This is a genomic window from gamma proteobacterium SS-5 (genome assembly GCA_009497875.2).
In the GTDB taxonomy this organism is placed as follows: Bacteria; Pseudomonadota; Gammaproteobacteria; order Chromatiales; family Chromatiaceae; genus Magnetovirga; species Magnetovirga frankeli.
The window spans coordinates 3228715-3235000 of record CP032508.2 but is presented as its reverse complement, the minus strand read 5'-3'; the positions used below and the strand labels follow the sequence as shown (position 1 = coordinate 3235000).

3 protein-coding genes and 2 rRNA genes (1 of these 5 cut by a window edge) are annotated in these 6286 nt (G+C 61.8%); all 5 read left to right on the top strand.

All coding sequences use genetic code 11. The annotated features are described in order from the left end of the window. A 23S ribosomal RNA gene (locus D5125_03100) occupies positions 1 to 2053 on the top strand; it begins 1009 nt to the left of the window's first position. 120 nt (positions 2054 to 2173) lie between these two features. Then, a 5S ribosomal RNA gene (gene rrf, locus D5125_03095) occupies positions 2174 to 2289 on the top strand. Between the two features lie 205 nt (positions 2290 to 2494). Beyond that, a complete protein-coding gene (locus D5125_03090) occupies positions 2495 to 3319 on the top strand; it encodes a carbon-nitrogen hydrolase family protein (GenBank protein QFY88546.1) in 825 nt (274 codons plus the stop codon). A 147-nt stretch (positions 3320 to 3466) separates the two neighbouring features. Next, positions 3467 to 4912: a metalloprotease TldD gene (tldD, locus tag D5125_03085; protein ID QFY88545.1), complete on the top strand. Its 1446-nt coding sequence runs from the start codon at positions 3467 to 3469 to the stop codon at positions 4910 to 4912. Continuing rightward, entirely contained in the window at positions 4905 to 6275 is a 1371-nt protein-coding gene (pmbA, locus tag D5125_03080) for a metalloprotease PmbA (protein ID QFY91040.2), read from the top strand. The genes tldD and pmbA overlap by 8 nt, the downstream gene beginning before the upstream one ends. Positions 6276 to 6286 lie beyond the last annotated feature (11 nt).

Sequence of the window (6286 nt, the reverse complement as noted above, 5' to 3'; positions counted from 1 at the left end):
GGTAACACCTACTGGAGGACCGAACCGGGATCTGTTGAAAAAGATTCGGATGAGCTGTGGGTCGGAGTGAAAGGCTAATCAAGCCCGGAGATAGCTGGTTCTCCTCGAAAGCTATTTAGGTAGCGCCTCGTGAATCACCGCTGGGGGTAGAGCACTGTTTCGGCTAGGGGGTCATCCCGACTTACCAACCCGATGCAAACTCCGAATACCAGCGAGTGCAATCACGGGAGACACACGGCGGGTGCTAACGTTCGTCGTGGAAAGGGAAACAACCCAGACCGCCAGCTAAGGTCCCAAAATCATATCTCAGTGGGAAACGATGTGGGAAGGCCCAGACAGCCAGGAGGTTGGCTTAGAAGCAGCCATCCTTTAAAGAAAGCGTAATAGCTCACTGGTCGAGTCGGCCTGCGCGGAAGATTTAACGGGGCTTAAGATATGTACCGAAGCTGCGGATGCAAGCTTGCTTGCATGGTAGAGGAGCGTTCCGTAAGCCGTTGAAGGTGTGTTGTGAAGCATGCTGGAGGTATCGGAAGTGCGAATGCTGACATGAGTAACGATAAAGGGGGTGAAAGGCCCCCTCGCCGAAAGCCCAAGGGTTCCTGCGCAACGTTAATCGGCGCAGGGTAAGTCGGCCCCTAAGGCGAAGCCGAAAGGCGTAGTCGATGGGAAACTGGTTAATATTCCAGTACCTGTGGGAGAGTGACGGATTGCGGAATTCCTGATCGGGCGTTGGTTGTCTCGAAAAGGAGCTAGCAGTTCCAGGAAATAGCCCCCACATACAGACCGTACCCCAAACCGACACAGGTGGGCGGGATGAGTATTCCAAGGCGCTTGAGAGAACTCGGGTGAAGGAACTAGGCAAAATGGTACCGTAACTTCGGGAGAAGGTACGCCCACGCAAGTGGGCCGCAGTGAAAAGGTGGCTGCAACTGTTTATTAAAAACATAGCACTCTGCAAACTCGAAAGAGGACGTATAGGGTGTGACGCCTGCCCGGTGCCGGAAGGTTAATTGATGATGTTATCTTCGGAGAAGCATTTGATCGAAGCCCCGGTAAACGGCGGCCGTAACTATAACGGTCCTAAGGTAGCGAAATTCCTTGTCGGGTAAGTTCCGACCTGCACGAATGGCGTAATGATGGCCACACTGTCTCCACCCGAGACTCAGTGAAATTGAACTTGCTGTGAAGATGCAGTGTACCCGCGGCTAGACGGAAAGACCCCGTGAACCTTTACTACAGCTTTGCACTGGACTTTGAGCCTACTTGTGTAGGATAGGTGGGAGGCGCTGAAGCGTGGACGCCAGTCTGCGTGGAGCCGACCTTGAAATACCACCCTGGTATGTTTGGAGTTCTAACCCAGGCGCAAGTCGGGGACCGTGCATGGTGGGTAGTTTGACTGGGGCGGTCTCCTCCCAAAGAGTAACGGAGGAGCACGAAGGTACCCTAATTCCGGTCGGAAATCGGAAGATTAGTGCAATGGCATAAGGGTGCTTGACTGCGAGGCAGACACGCCGAGCAGGTGCGAAAGCAGGTCATAGTGATCCGGTGGTTCTGAATGGAAGGGCCATCGCTCAACGGATAAAAGGTACTCCGGGGATAACAGGCTGATTCCTCCCAAGAGTTCATATCGACGGGGGAGTTTGGCACCTCGATGTCGGCTCATCACATCCTGGGGCTGAAGTCGGTCCCAAGGGTATGGCTGTTCGCCATTTAAAGTGGTACGCGAGCTGGGTTTAGAACGTCGTGAGACAGTTCGGTCCCTATCTGCCGTGGGCGTTGGAGATTTGAGGGGAGCTGCTCCTAGTACGAGAGGACCGGAGTGGACGTACCTCTGGTGTTCCGGTTGTCACGCCAGTGGCATTGCCGGGTAGCTAAGTACGGAACGGATAACCGCTGAAAGCATCTAAGCGGGAAACCGGCCCCAAGATGAGATCTCCCTGGGCCCTTGAGGCCCCTGAAGGTCCGTTGAAGACTACGACGTTGATAGGCGGGATGTAGAAGCGCGGTAACGTGTGGAGCTAACCCGTACTAATTGACCGTGAGGCTTGACCATATAACACCCAAGTGTTCTGTGCTACAGAGCGCCTGAGGTCTGCAAGAGTAAGAAGAATCAAGATACAAGACTTCATCACCGAATGCGTGAAGGCGAAACATCGACTTCACCACTAAATTGCCTGGCGGCCATAGAGCCTTGGAACCACCCGATCCCATCCCGAACTCGGAAGTGAAACGGGGCATCGCTGATGGTAGTGTGGGGTCTCCCCATGTGAGAGTAAGTCACTGCCAGGCTTCTACCCTGAATACCCGATTCCCCTAAGAATCGGGTATTTTTTTGCCTGGGGTTGATCCCCTGGCGATAGAACCCGGTCTGGTTTTTTGTTCAGGCTGCTGGGTCTGGAGGATCAAGGGGATGACGCCTGGCAAGCCCGTATTTGGGATGAAGTCTGCGTCCGTCTGGGTTAAGCTCCCCTTGTCACAGAATCAATGAGTCGGTATGAGTCGAGAAAAACCCCTTGTCGCGGCCCTGCAGATGGCCAGCGGGCCTCAGGTAGAGGCCAATTTGTTGCAGGTGGAGCAGCTATTGGCCCAGGCCGCCGAGCAGGGCGCACGCCTGGCCGTGTTGCCCGAGGTGTTTGCCTTCATGGGGCGCAAGGATGAAGAGCAGTACAACATCGCCGAGACCGAGGGCAGTGGCCCGTTGCAGGGCTTTCTTGCCGACATGGCGCGGCGTCACGGGCTATGGCTGGTGGGCGGTACCATCCCCCTGCGCTCGGAGCAAAGCGAGCGGTTGCGCTCCGCCTGTCTGATCTTCAATGAGCGCGGCGAGCGGGTGGGCCGCTACGACAAGATCCATCTGTTCGATGCCCAGCTCTCTGGCGGCGAGGTGTATCAGGAGTCCCGTGTGTTCGAGCCGGGCGACCAGCCCCTGTGGCTGGATAGCCCCCTGGGTCGGCTGGGCATATCGGTATGCTACGACCTGCGCTTCCCTGAGATGTTTCGTCGCCTGATGTGGGACGAGTGCGACCTGTTCTGCCTGCCGGCGGCCTTTACCGAGATCACCGGCAAGGCCCACTGGCAGGTGCTGCTGCGGGCGCGGGCGATCGAGAACCTCAGCTATCTGGCCGCCGCCGCCCAGGGTGGTTATCACAAAAGCGGCCGCCAGACCCACGGTCACAGCATGATCGTCGATCCCTGGGGCAAGGTGCTGGCCGAGGTGGACACAGGCCCCGGCCTGGTGCTGGCAGAGGTCGATCTCGACTACCTCAGGGCCACGCGCAAACAGCTGCCGGCGCTGAACAACCGTTGTCGGCAGGGGTAGCGGTCAGCCGCCAGCCTTCAGCAGCCAGCCGCCGGTTACCTTGCGTATTTTGGGGTTTGATTGCTGAACGAGGCTGACAGATTCTTTTTCGAGTCCCGAGTCCCGAGTCCCGAACCCCGAACTCAAACCCCACGTTGACGGAAACCCATGACCACTGATCTCATCTCCCAAGCCCAGGCCGCCATTCTTGAGCCCGCTGGGCTGCAGTTGCACCACCTCGACGCCGCCCTCAGCCGCCTGTGCCGACCCGGGGTCGATCTGGCCGATCTCTACTTTCAGCACGCCAAGCTGGAGTCCTGGGTGCTGGAGGACGGCATCATCAAAGAGGGCAATTTCAGCATCGAGCAGGGCGTTGGCCTGCGTGCGGTGAGCGGTGAGCGCACCGGCTTTGCCTACTCCGACGAGCTCAGCCCGGCGGCGCTGATGCAGGCCGCCTCGGCCGCCGCCGGTATTGTCCGCGATGGTGCCGAGGGCCAGATCGCCATCGCCCGGCAGCAGCCGGTGCGCGCCCTCTACCCGGCCCTGGACCCGCTGGCCAGCCTCAGCCGGGAGGACAAGATCGCCCTGCTGCATCGCGTGGATCAAGCCGCCCGCGCCCATGACCCGCGGGTGGAGCAGGTCATCGCCAGCCTGGTGGCGGTGCTGGATACGGTGCTGATCCTCGACGATCAGGGCCGTCTCAGCGCCGATGTGCGGCCCATGGTGCGGATGAACGTCAGCGTCATCGCCGAGCACCAGGGCCGGCGCGAGCAAGGCAGCTGCGGCGGCGGTGGCCGGGCCGATCTGAACCTGTTGCTGGTCGATGACTTCTGGCAGCAGCTGAGCCAGAAGGCGGTGCATCAGGCCCTGGTCAACCTGGAGGCGGTGGACGCCCCGGCCGGCAGCATGACCGTGGTGCTCGGCCCCGGCTGGCCCGGCGTGCTGCTGCACGAGGCGGTAGGCCACGGCCTGGAGGGGGACTTCAACCGCAAGGGCACCTCCGCCTTCAGTGGCCGCATCGGCCAGAAGGTCGCCTCCGAGCTCTGCACCGTGGTGGACAACGGCGCCATGCCCGGCCGCCGCGGCTCCCTCAGCCTGGACGACGAGGGCAGCGAGACCCAGCGCACGGTATTGATCGAAAAGGGCGTGCTCAAGGGCTACCTGCAGGACCGGCACAACGCCAAGCTGATGGGCGTGGCACCCACCGGCAACGGTCGGCGCGAGTCCTACGCCCACCTGCCCCTGCCTCGCATGACCAACACCTACATGGAGCCGGGGCAGGACGACCCCGAAGAGATCATCGCCTCGGTAAAAAAGGGCCTCTACGCGGTCAACTTCGGTGGCGGTCAGGTGGACATCACCTCGGGCAAGTTCGTCTTCTCCGCCAACGAGGCCTATCTGATCGAAAACGGCAAGCTCGGCGCGGCGGTCAAGGGCGCGACCCTGATCGGCAACGGCCCCGAGGTGATGACCCGCATCAGCCGGGTCGGCAGCGACCTGCAACTGGACATGGGGGTTGGCGTTTGCGGCAAGGAGGGCCAAAGCGTACCGGTGGGGGTCGGCCAGCCCACCCTGCGCATCGAACAGCTCACCGTGGGAGGCACCCATGCCTAAGTCAGCCGTCAGCACTGAAATCAACAGTGACATCAGCATGATCGAGCAGCAGGCGCGGATTCAGCAGATCGTGGAGGACCTGCTCAAAATCGCCAAGGACATGGGTGCCAGCGCCGCCGAGGCCGGTGCCAGCCAGGATGCCGGTCTGGCGGTCAATGTCCGACTGGGTGAGCTAGAGACCGTCGAGCACACCCGCGACAACTCCCTGGGTATCAGCGTCTATTTCGGCCAGCGCAAGGGCTCCGCCAGCACCTCCGACTTCAGCCCCCAGGCCATCCGCGAGACGGTGCGCGCCGCCTGCGACATCGCCCGTTTCACCACCGAAGACCCCTTCGCCGGCCTGGCCGAGGCCGAGCTGATGGCCCGCCAGGTGCCGGACCTGGACCTCTACCACCCCTGGAGCCTGGATGTGGCCCGGGCCAGCGCCCTCTGCCTGGAGTGCGAGGACGCCGCCCGCGGCCATGATCCGCGCATCAGCAACTCCGAGGGTGCCAGCCTCAACAGCGGCAGCGGCGTCCACATCTACGGCAACAGCCACGGCTTCATCGGCGGCTATCCCTTCTCCCGCCACTCCCTGAGCTGCGCGGTGGTGGCCGAGGACGAGTCAGGCATGCAGCGGGACTATTGGTACAGCGTCGATCGCCAGGGCCAGGGTCTGGACAGCCCGCGCCAGATCGGCATCACCGCCGCCGAGCGCACCCTCGCCCGCCTCGGCTCGCGCAGCCTGAGCACCCGCCAGGCGCCGGTGATCTTCCGCGCCGAGGTCGCCAGCGGCCTGCTGCGCAGCCTGATCGGCGCCATCAGCGGCGGTGCCCTCTACCGCAAGGCCAGCTTCCTGCTCGATCATCTCGGCCGCCCCATCTTCCCCGCGTTCGTCCAGATCGAGGAAGACCCCCTGCAGCCACGCGGGCTGGGCAGCGCCCCCTTCGACAACGAGGGCGTCGCCACCCGCGCCAAGGCCCTGGTGGAGGGCGGCGTGCTGCAAAGCTACGTACTCGATAGTTACGCCGCGCGCAAGCTGGGCATGCAGACCACCGCCAATGCCGGCGGCGTGCACAATCTTGCCATCAAAAGCGGCCAGCTGGACCTGGCCGGGCTGATGCGCGAGATGGGTACCGGCCTGCTGGTCACGGAAATGATGGGGCAAGGCGTCAATCGGGTCACCGGCGACTACTCCCGAGGAGCGGCGGGGTTCTGGGTGGAAAACGGCGAAATCGCCCACCCGGTGGAAGAAATCACCATCGCCGGCAACCTGCGTGACATGTACCTCAATCTGCTTGCCGTAGGCACGGACAACCAGCTCCCCGGCAGCACCCGCACCGGCTCCTGGCTCATCGGCCAGATGACCATCGCCGGGGAGTGATAACCCCGAAA